This window comes from Saccharopolyspora sp. NPDC045839 (genome assembly GCF_056431645.1).
The window spans coordinates 161,989-175,446 of record NZ_JBWKKH010000016.1 but is presented as its reverse complement, the minus strand read 5'-3'; the positions used below and the strand labels follow the sequence as shown (position 1 = coordinate 175,446).

At 71.7% G+C, this 13,458-nt stretch carries 13 protein-coding genes; 8 read left to right on the top strand and 5 right to left on the bottom strand.

The features are described 5' to 3' along the window. The first annotated feature begins 10 nt into the window (after positions 1–10). Positions 11–616 (top strand): NAD(P)H oxidoreductase, encoded by a 606-nt coding sequence (locus AC07EQ_RS23000; protein ID WP_478389962.1) that lies wholly within the window; start codon positions 11–13, stop codon positions 614–616. A gap of 18 nt (positions 617–634) precedes the next feature. Here AC07EQ_RS23000 and AC07EQ_RS22995 read toward each other — a convergent pair whose 3' ends face one another. The 3 genes from AC07EQ_RS22995 to sodN all read right to left on the bottom strand — a co-directional run bounded on the left by AC07EQ_RS22995 (position 635) and on the right by sodN (position 2,505). Further along, entirely contained in the window at positions 635–1,510 is an 876-nt protein-coding gene (locus tag AC07EQ_RS22995) for an alpha/beta fold hydrolase (RefSeq protein ID WP_478389961.1), read from the bottom strand. Positions 1,511–1,566: 56 nt separating this feature from the next. Further along, complete coding sequence (locus tag AC07EQ_RS22990) at positions 1,567–2,013, bottom strand: cytidine deaminase (RefSeq protein WP_478389960.1); 447 nt, start codon at positions 2,011–2,013, stop codon at positions 1,567–1,569. An 84-nt stretch (positions 2,014–2,097) separates the two neighbouring features. After that, complete coding sequence (gene sodN, locus AC07EQ_RS22985) at positions 2,098–2,505, bottom strand: superoxide dismutase, Ni (RefSeq protein ID WP_093277413.1); 408 nt, start codon at positions 2,503–2,505, stop codon at positions 2,098–2,100. Between the two features lie 79 nt (positions 2,506–2,584). Here sodN and AC07EQ_RS22980 point away from each other — a divergent pair, with 79 nt between their 5' ends. Then, positions 2,585–2,899: a S24/S26 family peptidase gene (locus AC07EQ_RS22980; protein ID WP_478389959.1), complete on the top strand. Its 315-nt coding sequence runs from the start codon at positions 2,585–2,587 to the stop codon at positions 2,897–2,899. Positions 2,900–2,903: 4 nt separating this feature from the next. Here AC07EQ_RS22980 and AC07EQ_RS22975 read toward each other — a convergent pair whose 3' ends face one another. After that, complete coding sequence (locus AC07EQ_RS22975; RefSeq protein WP_478389958.1) at positions 2,904–3,506, bottom strand: dTDP-4-dehydrorhamnose 3,5-epimerase family protein; 603 nt, start codon at positions 3,504–3,506, stop codon at positions 2,904–2,906. A gap of 440 nt (positions 3,507–3,946) precedes the next feature. On the opposite strand from AC07EQ_RS22975, the gene AC07EQ_RS22970 reads away from it, so the two are divergent. Further along, complete coding sequence (locus AC07EQ_RS22970) at positions 3,947–5,146, top strand: NAD(P)-dependent malic enzyme (protein WP_478389957.1); 1,200 nt, start codon at positions 3,947–3,949, stop codon at positions 5,144–5,146. 314 nt (positions 5,147–5,460) lie between these two features. Then, positions 5,461–8,277: a sensor domain-containing protein gene (locus AC07EQ_RS22965; protein ID WP_478389956.1), complete on the top strand. Its 2,817-nt coding sequence runs from the start codon at positions 5,461–5,463 to the stop codon at positions 8,275–8,277. Between the two features lie 144 nt (positions 8,278–8,421). Here the strand turns inward: AC07EQ_RS22965 and AC07EQ_RS22960 are convergent, their stop codons facing one another. Beyond that, positions 8,422–9,966, bottom strand: coding sequence for a bis-aminopropyl spermidine synthase family protein (locus AC07EQ_RS22960; protein ID WP_478389955.1), 1,545 nt, complete (start codon positions 9,964–9,966; stop codon positions 8,422–8,424). A gap of 174 nt (positions 9,967–10,140) precedes the next feature. On the opposite strand from AC07EQ_RS22960, the gene AC07EQ_RS22955 reads away from it, so the two are divergent. From AC07EQ_RS22955 to AC07EQ_RS22940, 4 genes are read left to right on the top strand one after another with little or no spacing between them, the layout of a single operon-like run. Next, entirely contained in the window at positions 10,141–11,238 is a 1,098-nt protein-coding gene (locus AC07EQ_RS22955) for an ABC transporter ATP-binding protein (RefSeq protein WP_478389954.1), read from the top strand. Beyond that, positions 11,235–11,891, top strand: coding sequence for an ABC transporter permease (locus AC07EQ_RS22950; protein WP_478389953.1), 657 nt, complete (start codon positions 11,235–11,237; stop codon positions 11,889–11,891). The genes AC07EQ_RS22955 and AC07EQ_RS22950 overlap by 4 nt, the downstream gene beginning before the upstream one ends. Next, positions 11,888–12,568 carry an ABC transporter permease gene (locus AC07EQ_RS22945; RefSeq protein ID WP_478389984.1) on the top strand — a complete coding sequence of 227 codons (681 nt, stop codon included), beginning with the start codon at positions 11,888–11,890 and terminating at the stop codon, positions 12,566–12,568. Before AC07EQ_RS22950 ends, AC07EQ_RS22945 begins: the two co-directional genes overlap by 4 nt. Continuing rightward, the gene (locus tag AC07EQ_RS22940) at positions 12,568–13,449 is read left to right on the top strand and encodes an ABC transporter substrate-binding protein (RefSeq protein WP_478389952.1); all 882 of its coding nucleotides are present in this window, start codon (positions 12,568–12,570) and stop codon (positions 13,447–13,449) included. Before AC07EQ_RS22945 ends, AC07EQ_RS22940 begins: the two co-directional genes overlap by 1 nt. Positions 13,450–13,458: the final 9 nt, after the last annotated feature.

Genomic DNA, 13,458 nt, shown 5'->3' with positions numbered 1-13,458 from the left:
GAATGCTGAAATGACGTCCCACCAGGGAGAACGGGCCCTCGTCGTCGTCGCGCACCCGCGCGCCGACTCGCTGACCGCCAAGGCGGCCGACCGGGTGCACCGCAGGCTGAAGGCGGCGCAGTACGAGGTGGACCTGCTCGACCTCTACGCCGAGGGGTTCGACCCGCGCCTGGAGACCGCCGACGAGCCCGACTGGAAGGATCCCGGCAAGACCTACTCGCCCGAGGTCCGGGCGCACATGGCGCGCATCGACGCCGCCGGCGTGATCGTGGTGGTGTTCCCGGTGTGGTGGTTCGGCCCGCCGGCGATCGTCAAGGGCTGGATCGACCGGGTGTGGAACAACGGCTTCGCCTACGGCGCCGCCGAAGCGCGGCTGGCCGGGAAGCGGATGCTGTGGCTGGGTCTGGCCGGCGGGGCGAGCGGCGGATACGCGGAAGCCGGCCTGTCCGGGGCGATGGACACCCAGCTCCGCATGGGCGTCTCGAACTTCTGCGGCATCGAGGACGCGGAGCTCCGGCTCGTCCACGACACCGAGACCGCGGCGGGGGAGCAGGTGCTCGCCGAAGCGGAGACCACGGCGGCGGACTTCCTGTTCGGCGAGGCCGTCGAGGGGTGATCGAGCGGCGCCGGCCGGTCAGTCGCCGGCCGGCGCCGACTGATCCAGCAGGCCGCGGAGGATCTGCTCGGCGTGGGTCCAGAGCAGGGCGCCGCCGGCGTCCGGGACGAGGTGGTGCCGGGCACCCGGGATGCGCCGGGCCAGCGTGGCGCCGAAGTCGGGCGAGTGGCTCGGGCTGGTGTCCAGCCGGCCGTACCAGAGGTCGACGGGGACGCGGATGTCCTCCGCCGCGAACGGCCAGCGGCTCATGGCCAGCGCGGTGTCGCGGGCGTACCCCGCCGCGCCCTGCGCGAAACCGTCGGCCATGGCACGGCGGAAAGCCCGCTCGAACTTCGGGTTCCGGTAGACGGCGAGGTCGGTTTCCGGGCTGAAGGCGACGATCAGCTTCCACAGCGCCTCGGGGCTGCCGAACTCGGCGAACGACTCCTCGGCCGCCGCCGGATCGGCGGCGACCGCGCCGACCATGTCCCGCAGGTCGCCGGGGAGCGCGTCGCCGAGCACCGCGAACTCGTCGGCCCCGGCGACGACGGCGGCCCGGCTCGCGACGCCCGCCGCCGCGCAGGCCAGGGCGAACGGTCCACCGGCCGAGTAGCCGACGACCGCGAGGTCGTCGATGCCGCGCCCGGCGGCCAATTCGGCGATGTCGCCGGCCCAGTCGCGGAGCGTGCGCCCGGGTGCGGGATCGGAGGCGCCCAGGCCGGGCCGGTCCACCGAGATGAGCCGGATTCCCAGCGCGTCGACGGCATCGGCGCCGAACCCGAGCCGCCGGCTCGTCGCGGCTCCGGGGCACAGCAGGACGGCGGCGCCGTCCGCCGCGCCCCACTCGCCCCAGGCGAGGCGGCGCCCGTCGGCGAGTTCGTGCAGCCCGAGCCGCGTCGGTTCCGGAACGTCCACGGTCGTCAATTGTGGACACGCGCGCACGCGGGCGCATTCGAATTTCGGTTGCCGGATCAGGCGAGGTGCTCGGCGGTGGACGGCCAGCCGCCGTCGGCGGAGAACAGGGTTCCCCAGTAGAACGGGTTCAGCTCGCGCAGCGTCCGCGCCGACCACCCCGAAGGGCTGTCCGCGTCGGCCACCGCCACCTCGACGTCCGGGCCCCACAACGCCAGCCGCTCCTGGCAGACGCCGCACGGCGCGAGCACGGGATGGCCTTCGGCACCAGGCCATTTGCTGACGCAGACGGACGCGGTGACGCGCTTGTCGAGCGTGTACGCCTGGCAGAGCGCGCCGGTCTCGGCGCACAGGGTGGCGGCGGCGTTGAGGTTGTCGAGGCTGGTGCTGGTCAGGATCTGGCCGTCGTCGAGCCGCACGGCGGCCGCCACGGCCTGCTCGGCGTGCGCCCAACGGCGTTCCAGCAGCTCGATGGCAGCGTCCACCAACGTTTGATCAAGTCCCATCCGCCCAGTCTGCCGGGCCGGAACACGAAAGAACGCCGGTCGGCGGAAGTTCCCGCCGGCCGGCGTCCTCGCGGAACTACGACCTCAGCCCTGCTTGGTCTCCCAGAAGATCTTGTCGATCTCGGCGATGTAGTCCAGCAGCTGCTGACCCGACTTGGCCTCCATGGAACCCTTGGTCCCGGCCGCGCCCGCGGCCTTGGTGGCCTTGTTGATCAGCTCGTGCAGCTGCGGGTACTTCTCGAAGTGCGGCGGCTTGAAGTAGTCGGTCCACAGCACCCACAGGTGGTGCTTGACCAACTCGGAGCGCTGCTCGGCGATCAGAATCGCGCGAGTGCGGAACTCCGGGTCCTCATTGGCCTGGTACTTCTCCTGGATCGCCTTGATGGACTCAGCCTCGATCCGCGCCTGCGCCGGGTCGTACACGCCGCACGGCAGGTCGCAGTGCGCGGTTGCCTCGAGGCGGGGGCTGAGGATTCGCGACAGGAGTCGCATGATTCCTCCCTGACAAGTGAGTGCTCCGACAGGGGCGACCCTACTCTTGAAGATCCTCGAAGTCCCATTGGAGGTGCCTGTGAAATCCCTCGGGCGGTGGCCTTGGCGGCGGTTGCTGGTGCGCGGGCCGTCCATGGTTCCCACCCTGCGGGATCGCAACGTGGTGTTGTTGCGGCTGCGGGGTTCCGCCCGGCCGGGAGACGTCGTGCTGGTGCGCTGGGCGCAGCGTCCGGGGCAGCTTTCGGTGAAGCGCGCGCTGCGGCGCGACGGCGGCGGCTGGCACGTCGAGGGCGACAACGCCTTCGGTTCGACGGATTCGCGGGAGCTCGGCCCGGCCGAGGTGCTCGGCGTCATCCGCTGGCGCCTCTGGCCGAAGCCCGGCCGCGTGCGGTGACGGCTCAGCCGCGCAGGCTTTCGTAGTGGGCCAGGCAGGTTTCGTAATCCGGAAGCAGGCCTTGCTCGGCGGCCTGCGCGAGGCCCGGGGCGGCTCGGTCCTTTTCGGACAGGATCGGCTCGCCGTCGAGGTCGGACCACGGCAGCGCCAGATCCGGGTCGAGCGGGTCGATGCCGTGCTCGGCCGCCGGGTTGTACGGCGTGGAGCAGAGGTAGGTCATCACGGTGTCGTCGGTGAGCGCGGCGAAGGCGTGCCCGAGCCCTTCGGCGAGGTAGACGGCGCGGTATTCGGTGGCGTCCAGCCGGACCGCCTCCCACTGCCCGAAGGTCGGGGAGCCGACGCGGATGTCGACCACCACGTCTAACAGCGCGCCGCGCGGGCAGTACACGTACTTCGCCTGGCCCGGCGGCACGTCGGCGAAGTGCAGGCCGCGGATGACGTTGCGCGCCGAGACGCTGTGGTTGGTCTGCGCGACCCGCAGGGGGTGCCCGGTGGCGTCGACGAACGCCGCTTCCTGGAACGGCGCGACGAACAGCCCGCGGTGGTCGGGGAAGGCCTTCGGGGTGAACTCGTAGGCGCCCGTGATCTCAAGTCGACGTACCTGCACGTCCGAAAGCCTATGGGCCCGGTCGGAATGCGGATCGGTGGGGCGGAGTTGATATCGGCCGTGCGAGCTATTCGACCCCTTATTCAAACCGGACGTACGTACTGCGAAATGCCGGACTGAAACCGGACGAGCGTACTGCCGAAAGCAGATCCAAATAGGACGCGCGTACTGCCAGTGAGCCTTGACAAACTGTTGAACTTGCTGGTGAGGTTGTGTGATCCCGGTCGCTGACACTGATCTCGCGGCCTGGCACACTGTCCGAACCGCAGCGTCCGCCGAGAGCCGCTGTCCGACCAGGGCGGCAGGTCTCGGTTATTTCGAAACACTCGCCTGTCCGGCACGCCTGGGCAGGCGAGCGTCGCACGGGCGGCACAGCGCCGCCCGGTTCGCCCGGCCCGGAATGTGCCCGGGCCGCAGGCATGGCTACTTGGAGGGACGCCGTGACCACCGTCAACGACAGCACCGCAAGCGGAGTCGGTGCGGATTTGACCAATGAGGAGATCTTCGCGGCCCACGAGGGCGGCAAGCTCGCCGTCGGCGTGACCGCGCCGCTGGATTCCGCGCGGGATCTGTCGATCGCGTACACCCCCGGCGTGGCGCAGGTCAGCCGGGCGATCGCCAGCGACCCGGCGCTGGCCGACCGCTACACGTGGACCCAGCGGCTCGTCGCCGTGGTCAGCGACGGCACCGCGGTGCTCGGCCTGGGCGACATCGGGCCGCGGGCCTCGCTGCCGGTGATGGAGGGCAAGTCCGCGCTGTTCAAGACATTCGCCGGGCTCGACTCGATCCCGCTGGTGCTGGACACCACCGACGTCGACGAGATCGTGGAGACCCTGGTCCGGCTTCGTCCGTCCTTCGGCGCGGTCAACCTGGAGGACATCTCCGCGCCGCGCTGCTTCGAGCTGGAGCGCCGGGTTTCCGAGGCGCTGAACTGCCCGGTCATGCACGACGACCAGCACGGCACCGCCGTGGTCGTGCTCGCCGCGCTGCGCAACGCCGCCAAGGTCGTCGGCCGTGAGCTGGGCTCGCTGCGAGTGGTGATCTCCGGTGCCGGCGCGGCGGGCGTCGCCTGCGCGAAGATCTTGCACACCGCCGGCGTCGGCGAGATCACCATGCTCGACTCGCGCGGCGTGATCCACTCCGGTCGGGAAGACCTGACGCCGATCAAGCAGGAGCTCGCCGGGTTCACCAACGCCAGCGGGATCACCGGCGGGCCCGCCGAGGCGCTGCGCGGCGCCGACGTGGTGGTCGGCGTTTCGGTCGGGCAGCTCCCGGAGGAGCTGGTGGCGACGATGGCCGACGGCGCCATCGTGTTCGCGCTGTCCAACCCCGACCCGGAGATCCACCCGGACGTCGCCAAGCGGTACGCCGCCGTGGTCGCCACCGGGCGCAGCGACTTCCCGAACCAGATCAACAACGTGCTGGCGTTCCCGGGCATCTTCAAGGGCGCGCTGGACGTCGGGGCGCGCAAGATCACCGACAACATGAAGGTCGCCGCGGCCGAGGCGATCGCGGCCGTCGCCGCCGACGACCTCAGCGCCGACTACATCGTGCCCAGCCCGCTGGACCCGCGGGTGGCGCCCGAGGTCAGCGCGGCCGTCGCGAAGGCGGCGCGGGCCGACGGAGTCGCCAAGGCATGAGCCGTCGAGGCTGTTGCCACCTGACCGGACGGCGGTAGGTTCGGTTGGCGTGCAGCGGGGCCGGGGGAGCCAGCAGCGGCTCCCCCGGCCCCGTCGCATCGGCGGCGGCCAACGGATTTCGGTTGTCGGCGTCATCATGTCGGGCGACGGCTGTCACCACTCCAGGGAACCGGTCAGATGCCCCGGCACCATGGCGTTACCGCGGGTGCATTGACCGGTAAGGTCGGCCGCACGGATCGCTGTGTCTCACGTCACTCATCAGTGGCGGATCCGGCGTCCGGAATCGGCGGCCGCGCGGCCGCCACGCAGGAGGGGTGCAGTTGACCGAGCGGAGCGAGCGGAACCGGACGGCCTCCGGTGGTCTCGGCCTGGCCGGCGCCTGCGCCGAAACGTTCGAACTTGTCCCGCTGCCGGCCGCACCGGCCCTGCTGAGCACCGCGGACGGCATCGTGGTGCGGGCGACGGAACAGGCCGCGACGCTCGCCGGCGAGACCGGCCCCGACGCGCTGATCGGCTGCCGCCTCGCGGACCTCGTGTCCCGCGACGGCGTGGTTTCAATGCTGCGGACGCGCACCGGCCGGATCCCGGTCCGCCCGCTGAGCTGGCCGCACGCCGACGACGAGCAGCTGCGCGTCACGGTGCTGACGGACGTCTCCGACCTCACCGAGGCGGCACCGGCGGTGGCCGACGCCGCCAACTCCAACGAGCGGCGCTGGCTGATCGAGGCGCAGCGCATCGCCAAGGTCGGCAGCTGGGTGTTCTACCCGGAAACCGGTGAGCTCTACCGCAGCCCGGTGCTCGCCGAGTTCCTCGGCGGCTCGGGCGCCGAGAACGCCACCGACGCGGGCTCGATGATCTCGGCGACCCATCCCGAGGACATGGATCGCGCCGCCCAGTTCTACGCCGACGTGCTCTCCGCGCCCGAGGGCGAACTGCTGGAGGTCGAGCTCCGCGACCTGCCCGGCAAGCGGGTCTACCTGTGCACCGGCCGCGCCGAGTACAACCGCTCCGGCCGGATCGAGCGGGTGCAGGGCACCGTCCAGGACGTCACCGAACACCGGGCGCTGGAACGCCAGCTCCGCGACGAGCGGCGCAAGCTGCAGGACGCGCAGCGGATCGCCCGGCTCGGCACCTGGGAGTGGGATCCGCGGGTCGACGACATCCGGCTGTCGCGGATGCTGCACGAGATCATCGGCAAGCCGGCCACCGCGCACACCACCTTCGCCACCTACCTGGAGCGGGTGCACCCGGACGACAAGGACTGGGTCCGGCAGGCCTGGGAACCGCTGCTCGACCGGCGCGAACCGATCGAGGTCGAGCACCGCTACGTGCGGATCGACGGCACGATGCGGATCCTGCGGCTGCACGGCACCGCGATCGAGGACGCCGACGGCGAAGTCGTCCTGGTCGGCACCGTGCAGGACGTCACCGAGCAGCGCGCGGTGGTGACCCGCATGGAGCGGTCCAGCCAGCGCTTCAGCGACCTGGTCAACATCACGCCGGTCGGGATCGGGCTGTTCGACCGGGCCGAACGGCTGGTCGACGCCAACGACACGCTGTGCGACCTGCTCGGCTACCGGCTGGAGCAGCTGCGCGGCATGTCGGTGCCCCAGATCACCCACCCCGACGAGCGGGATACCGGCCTGCCCACGCCGAGCGAGCGGCCGGGCCTCCGGCGCCGGGTGCCGCAGCGGGTGCTGGTGCGCTCCGACGGCGAGCCGGTGTACTGCGAGCTGCACACGTCGTCGTCGGTGCAGGACGACGGCACCCAGTTCTGGCTGGTGGTCTTCCAGGACATCACCGAGCGGCGCCGCGCGGCCGAGGCCCTGCGCTACCAGGCCACCCACGACGACCTGACCGGGCTGCCGAACCGCGCGGCGGTGAAGGACCTGCTGCTCGGGTTGCTCGGGCGCGCCGACTCGCACCGCGTCGCGGTGCTGTTCTGCGACATCGACAACTTCAAACGGGTAAACGATTCACTGGGCCACGACGCCGGGGACGAGCTGCTGGTCGCGCTGGCCCGGCGGCTCGAAGGCGGGCTGCCGGACGGCTGCACGGCGGCCCGGTTGTCCGGCGACGAATTCGTGATCATCTGCCAGGACATCGAGGCCGTCGGCGGCGTCGACTCGCTGGCGACCCGGGTGTCCGGGCTGCTGCGCACCGCGGTGCCGGTGCACGGCCAGCTGATCCGGGTGTCGTCGTCGATCGGCGCCGCGGTGCCCAACGGATCGGGGGCCGGCGGCGAGGACCTGCTGCGGTTCGCCGACGCGGCGATGTTCGAGGCGAAGCGCCGCGGCACGGGCAAGGTCTCGCTGGCCAGCCCCGCCCTGATGGCCTCGGCGGACCGGCAGCTGCAGCTGGAGGGCCAGCTGCGGGAGGCGCTGAACAACGACGGGCTCGTCCTGCACTACCAGCCGGTGGTGAACTCCGAAGGCGTGGTCGTCACCGCCGAGGCGCTGGTGCGCTGGCCGCACCCGGATCGCGGGATGCTCGCGCCGGACGCGTTCCTGCCGGTCGCGGAGCAGGGCGACCTGCTGCGCGAGCTGGACCGCTGGGTGCTGCGGACCGCGCTCCGGGAGGCGGCGACGTGGCCGGCCCGCAACGGCCGCCCGGTCGGCGTCGCGGTGAACCTGGCGGGCCTGGTGCCGGGCGGCCCGGAGTTCGTCGACGGGGTCGCCGACATCGTCGCCGAGACCGGCATCGCCTGGAGCCGGGTGATCCTGGAGCTGGTGGAGACGGCGCTGGTGGACCTGCCGTCGCGGACCCGGCACGAGATGGGCGAGCTGGTGGCGCGCGGCGTGCGGTTCGCCGTCGACGACTTCGGCACCGGCTACTCGTCGCTGGCCCGCCTGAAGGACCTGCCGGCGCAGATCATCAAGGTGGACCGCCGGTTCGTCGCCGGCGTCGGCGGCGACGCCTCGGACTTCGCGGTGGCGCGGGCGGTCGTGGACATGGCGCGAGCGATGGGCCGCCAGTGCGTCGCCGAGGGCGTGGAGACCGCGACGCAGTTCCACGTGCTCTGCGGCGTCGGCGTGGACGCCTACCAGGGCTGGCTGTTCTCCAAGGCGATCCCGGCCCACGAGTTCCGCGACCTCCTCGAACGCGGCCCCGTGCCGATCCCAGGAGCCTGACCCCGGGGCATCGCGCTTCAGGAGCGGCGTTTCCGCAGGTCCGGGGCCGTGAGTACTTTGTGTCGCTGTAGCCGCTGTAGCAGCCCAAAAGACTCACGGCCCCTTCACGGCCCCGTTGCCGGCGGGAACGCCGAATCGCGGCCGTTACGGTGTCGCGGCGCGGAGCAGGTCGCCGATCCGGTGGCGGGGCAGGTCGATCAGGCGCAGTTCGAGGTCGGCCGCGTTCGGGGCGAGCGCGGCGACCCGTTCCCTGGCTTCGCGCTTGGTCAGGTCCGCCTCGGAGCGCGCGATCAGCGCCTCCCGCCAGACGTTGCCGACCTTGCCGTGCGCCCGGGTCAGCAGGTGGTGCGCCACCGTCGGGGTGTCGACCAGGTCCGCCACCAGGATCGCGTGCTTCGAGTCCGGGCTGCTGCGGTGGAACCGCAGCCGGTACTTCGCCGCGACCAGCTCGGAAATGGCGCGCTGGGCACGCTCGTTGGTGATGTCCGGGTGGTTGTTCGGCACCACGAATCCGGCGCGTTCGGCGTTGCAGGCCAACAACATCCGCAGCAGCCACGGCCCCGGGTCGGCCCGCAGGTCGAACACCGGCGCGCCCTGCTGCTGCCGGATCGGCCGGGGCCAGCCGGGATCCCGCAGCGACGTGACCGGGCCGCCGACCCGTTCGCCGATCGCCTCCAGGAATTCCGCGGGCGCGGAGGCTTCCAGCGCCTCCACCGACTGCGGGCCGTGCGTGTAGATCCCCGGCGCTTGGCGCAGCGCCAGCTTGCGGGTGTGCGCGGTCGGCTGGCACACGTACAGGTCGCTGGCGCTGCCGATGGCCTGCGCGCCGAAGTACCGGTGGAACCGGGGCAGGATCGCCTCGAACACCATGCCCAGCCGCAGCAGTTCCTGCTGCACCTTGTGCCCCAGCGCCGGCGTCCGCGGGCTGTAGCCGTAGGCGATCAGCAGCCGGCTGTTCGGGCCGGCCAGGCATTCGGCGGCCCGGGTGGCGAACAACCCGATGCCCTCCGGGGTGTAGGGCGGGTCGGTGAACACCAGGTCCGCGCTGCTCTCCAGCACCGGCGGCACCCCGAACCGCAGGTCGGCGTGCATCGTGCGGACGGCGAAGCCGTGCTCGGCCGAGATCGAGTCGATGTGCTCCAGGATGCGCTCGTCGACGTCCACCACGGTCACCGACGCCGACGGCACGACGATGCTCAACGCCAGCGAAGTCAGGTCGTGGTCGCCGAGGCAGAGCACCTGCGCGCCGCGCAGGTCGTAGGTGTCGCGCAGCCATTCGGCGCGGCGCAGCGCCGTTTCCGGCGTGGCCGTCACGTGGTCGAGCGCCGCCGTAGGCGCCGGCCCGTTCTCGACGAACTCGCGCATCTTCGCCAGCTGCTCGGCACCGGTGGGCGCGGCGGGGCGCAGCTCGTCCAGCGCGAAGCGCCGCCGGTAGCGGTCGCGGGCCTCCGGCGTCAGCCGGTACGTCTCGCCGGAGGCTTCGACGTCGGGGCCTGCGGTGGCGATCAGGTCCTCGACCGTGCGCCGCGTGACGGCCGTCCGGCGGATCAGCTCGTCGAGCGGCAGCGCGCCTTCGGCGAGCTGGGCGAGGACTTCGCGCAGCCGTCGGGCGAGGACTCCGGCTTCGGCGAGTACCGCGTGCACGGCGTCGACGGGCTCGGGAGTTGCGGGGTGCTGAGCAGTGTTCATCGGGTTCTCAACCTTACGGCGTGCCCCGCGCGGCCGCTGCCGCGCCGGTTCCCAGAACGTGGGAGCGCGCTGTTGAGAAGATCACGCGATGGTCTCAGCCGATCGCACGATTCGGCCGATCGAGCTAGGGTCGGCCAGGTTTGGGGGACCGCGACGATCTACGAGGGGGCTCGGTTGATCGAGTTCCAGGCCGTGCGCAAGCAGTACGACAACGGCACTGTCGCCGTCCAAGAGCTGAGCCTGTCGGTGGGGGCTGGCACGATCACCGTCCTGGTGGGGCCGTCCGGGTGCGGCAAGACCACCCTGATGCGGATGGTGAACCGGATGATCGAGCCGTCGTCGGGAACGGTGCTGGTGGGCGGCGAAGACGTCCGCCGGCGCGATCCCGCGCAGCTGCGCCGCGGCATCGGCTACGTGATCCAGCAGGCCGGGCTGTTCCCGCACCGCAACGTCCTCGACAACGTGGCGACGGTGCCCGTGCTGGACGGTCGCAGCAAGCAGGAGGCGCGGCGGCGCGCGAGCGAGCTGCTGGAGCTGGTGGGGCTGTCGCAGGAGCTGGGCAAGCGCTACCCGGCGCAGCTCTCCGGTGGTCAGCAGCAGCGCGTCGGGGTGGCCCGGGCGCTGGCCGCCGATCCGCCGGTGCTGCTGATGGACGAGCCGTTCAGCGCCGTGGACCCGGTCGTGCGCGAGGGCTTGCAGGACGAGCTGCTGCGGTTGCAGGACGAGCTGGACAAGACGGTCCTGTTCGTCACGCACGACATCGACGAGGCCGTGAAGCTGGGCGAGAAGGTCGCGGTGCTGCGCCAGGGCGGGCACCTCGTCCAGTACGCCGCGCCCGATGACCTGCTCGCGGAGCCGGCCGACGACTTCGTGACCTCCTTCGTCGGCAAGGACCGCGGCTACCGCCGGCTGTCCTTCGTGGACTCCGAAGGGCTGAGCGCGAAACCGGTGGCCACGGTAGAGGTGGGGACGCGGGTGGCGCCGGAGCAGCGCTGGCGGCTCGCGCTGGACGGCGACGGCCGGCCGCGCGGCTGGCTCCCGCCGGGCTCCACTGTGGATGGTGAGCTGGCCGAGGCGCAGCTGGTCGCCGGCGGCTCGCTGCACACCCGGCACACCCCGCTGCGCGGAGCGCTGGACGCGGCGCTGTCCGCGCCGTCGGGCCTCGGCGTCGTCGTCGACGGCGACGGCCGGTACGTCGGCGTGATCACCGCCGACCACGTGCTCGGCCTGATCGAGCAGCACCGCCGCGCGGACGGCGAAGGGCTGACATGATCGACTTCTTCAGCAGCCCCAGCAACCGGGAGATGGTGCTCGAACAACTCGGCCAGCACATCTACCTATCGCTGCTGCCGCTGCTGCTCGGCGTCCTGGTGGCGCTGCCGCTGGGCCGCCTCGCGCAGCAGGTGCGCTGGCTGCGCGGCCTACTGCAGGGCAGCGCCAACATCTTCTACACGATCCCGTCGCTGGCCCTGTTCGTGATCATCCCCGGGCTGCTGGGCACGCCGCTGCTGTCCTCGATCAACGTGATCATCGCCCTGACGCTCTACACCGCGGCGCTGCTGGTGCGGCCGGTCCGGGACGCCCTGGAATCGGTGCCCGCGCACATCGTCACCGCCGCGACCGCGATGGGCTACCGCTCCGGCCGGCGGTTCCTGGCCGTGGAGCTGCCGCTGGCGGTGCCGGTGCTGGCGGCAGCCGTCCGGGTCGCGTCGGTCAGCAACATCAGCCTGGTCAGCGTGGGCGCGCTGGTCGGCATCGGCGGCCTGGGGAGGCTGTTCACCGCCGGGTTCCAGCTGGACTACCCGGCGCAGATCATCGTGGGCATCGTGCTGACCGTGCTGCTGGCACTGGTGGTCGACCTGCTGCTGGTGGCGTTGTGGCGGCTGCTGACGCCGTGGGCGCGGGCGGGGGTGAGCGGCGCATGATCGGCTCGCTGATCGCCTGGCTGACCGACCCGGCGCACTGGACGGGGCCGGGCGGAATCGCGGCGCAAACCCTGCTGCACCTGTATTACTGCGTGCTCTCGGTCGCCGCCGCGTCCGTGGTGGCCGTCCCGCTGGGTGTCTACATCGGGCACACCGGGCGCGGCGCGGTGTTCGTGGTGGGGATCAGCAACGCGATGCGGGCGCTGCCGACGCTGGGCGTGGTGACGCTGCTGGTGCTGGGGTTCGGGCTCGGGGAAGGCCCGGCGCTGGCCGGGCTGGTCATCCTCGCCATCCCGGCGATCCTCTCCGGCGCCTACGCCGGGGTCCGCAACGCGCCCGCCGACGCGGTCGACGCGGCCAAGGGCATGGGCATGACGCCGATGCAGCGGCTGTGGCAGGTGGAGCTGCCGACCGCGCTGCCGCTGCTGCTCGGCGGGGTGCGCAGCGCGATGCTGCAGGTGGTCGCCACCGCGGCCGTCGCCGCCTACGTCGGGCTCGGCGGGCTGGGGCGGATCCTGCTGGACGGGTTGAAGATCAGCAACTACGCGCAGATGGCCTCGGCCGCGATCGTCATCGCGGGGCTCGCGGTCCTGCTCGACCTGGTGTTGGCCGGCGCGACCCGGCTGTTGGTGCCGCGCGGTCTGGTGCTGGCCGCCCGACGAGGAGGTAAGGATTGATGAAGCGGTTGCTGGTGTGCGCCGCCGCGGCGGCGCTGCTGCTGACCGGCTGCGGTTCGCAGGACCCGTTGCAGGCCAACCGGGACGCCGCCGGTGGCGCGCTGGTGGTCGGCTCGGCGGACTTCGCCGAGAGCGAGCTGCTGATGCACGTCTACGCCGAGGCGCTGAAGACCACCGGTGCCGAGGTGGAGACCCGGCCGCGCATCGGCGCCCGGGAGTTCTACGTGAACGCGGTGCGCAACGGCGAGCTGGCGGTGGTTCCCGACTACACCGGCAACCTGCTCCAGTACCTGGACCCGCAGTCGCCGGCGACCGAGACCCAGCAGGTCTACGACCAGCTGAAGAAGGCCGTGCCGGGCGAAATGGAGCTGCTGGAGCAGTCCCCGGCCGAGGACTCCGACGTGCTGACCGTCACCGCGGCCACCGCGGGCACCGGGGTGCGCTCGATGGCCGACCTCGGGCCGCGCTGCGGTGAGTTCGTGCTCGGCGCGCCCGCGGAGTGGAAGTCCCGCTGGGAGACCAAGATCGCGGAGGTCTACGGCTGCCGGTTCAAGGAGATCCGCCCCGTGGAGGCGGGCACCATCACGGTCAACGCGTTGACCGCCGGGCAGATCCAGGTGGCGAACCTGTTCACCACCTCGTCGCAGATCGCGGCGAACAACCTGGTGAAGCTGGACGACCCGAAGAACATGTTCCCGGCGCAGAACGTGGTTCCGCTGGTGCACAAGGGGAAGCTGACCCCACAGCAGGCGGAGGCGCTGAACAAGGTGTCCCGGGCCCTCGACACGGACAAGCTCACGGAGCTCAACCGCAAGCTGGAGGTCGAGAAGGCCAACCCGGCGGACGTCGCCAAGGAATTCGTCGCCTCGGCGGGGCTGTGATCTCGCGGC